A 1189-nucleotide genomic window follows, 5' to 3' on the forward strand; every position below is an offset into this window, starting at 1 on the left:
TCAATTGAACGCATCGAAGTCCTCAGCGGGGTAGCCTTCGGAAGTGAGTGAGTCAATAACCAGCCTGTTTCGACTGACCGTCGTCTATTCGCGGCAATCGCGATACGGCGGCGGATCGTTCAGTTCTTGCGATGCTCAGTACGCAATCTGTTCGGACACAGCCTCGTCGCTGGGACTTCCGGTGCACGATCACTTTGCCGACGAAGGCGAATCGAGCGAAACGCTGGACCGACCGGCGATGCAGGAGTTGCTCAACGCTGTGAAGGAGGACTTGATCGACCGGGTGATCGTGTACAAGGTGGATCGGCTTGTCAAACCACTCGCTCTGCTCGCCAAGTTGCTCGCGATTTTCGAGGAACACGAAGTCAACTTGGTCGTCGTCACGGATCCAAATTTTGGACAATCCGCTGCCAGTCGGTTGGCCAGTAACATTGTCGCCGCGGCGAGCGAGTTTCAGCAGGATCTCACCCGCGATCGACTTGCCGAGATGCGGATGGCTTTGAAGCATCATGGCAAACGTGTCGCTGGCCAGATTCCAGTCGGCTACATGACTGAGGACGGCTCTTCGAAACTGGTTCCGCATCCGGAGCACTCGGTGATTATCCGCGACATGTTTGCGATGGCAGCCAGGGGCGCCAAACCAGGTTACATTGTCTCGATTGCCAACCTGAGTGACTGGCCCGATCGCTATGGCAACACGGGACGCTGGACGACAACGCGCGTCTTGAAATTGCTCTCGAATCGCACGTATCTCGGTGAGATCCCGAACGGCGATTCGACACTTCCGGGTGAGCATGAGGCGATTGTCAAACAGGACGTGTTTGACCGTGTGCAACAGCACATCTCCGAGCGTCGAACTCGGAAGCCAGGTCGGCGGGAAAACCCACACGAGTTTCTTCTTCGTGGCATCTTGGTTTGCGGTTTGTGCGAGCGGCCGATGACAACGAGCTATTCACATCACCGAAACATTCGGTACTTGTATTACCGATGCCGATCGCAAGCGGGAGGTCGACCTCCGTGTGCGAGCGTCAGCGTCAAACGTCATGACATCGAGCAATTTGTCATCGACACATTGGGAGAGCCTGAAAGCGATGATCCCGACTTCATGGAAGGATTGCGAAAAGTTTGGCAGCAGCTCGATCAGGATGAGCGGCGACGTCTGCTGCCACGATTGTTAAGGCGGGTTATT

The 1189-nt window shown here is 55.8% G+C and carries 1 protein-coding gene; it reads left to right on the forward strand.

Annotated elements, in window-relative coordinates; genetic code table 11:
* Window positions 1-43: 43 nt before the first annotated feature.
* The coding region (locus ABD971_RS35925) for a recombinase family protein (RefSeq protein ID WP_345328549.1) at window positions 44-1189 on the forward strand (1146 nt) is incomplete at its 3' end.

The organism is Novipirellula rosea (genome assembly GCF_039541335.1).
Taxonomy (GTDB): domain Bacteria; phylum Planctomycetota; class Planctomycetia; order Pirellulales; family Pirellulaceae; genus Novipirellula; species Novipirellula rosea.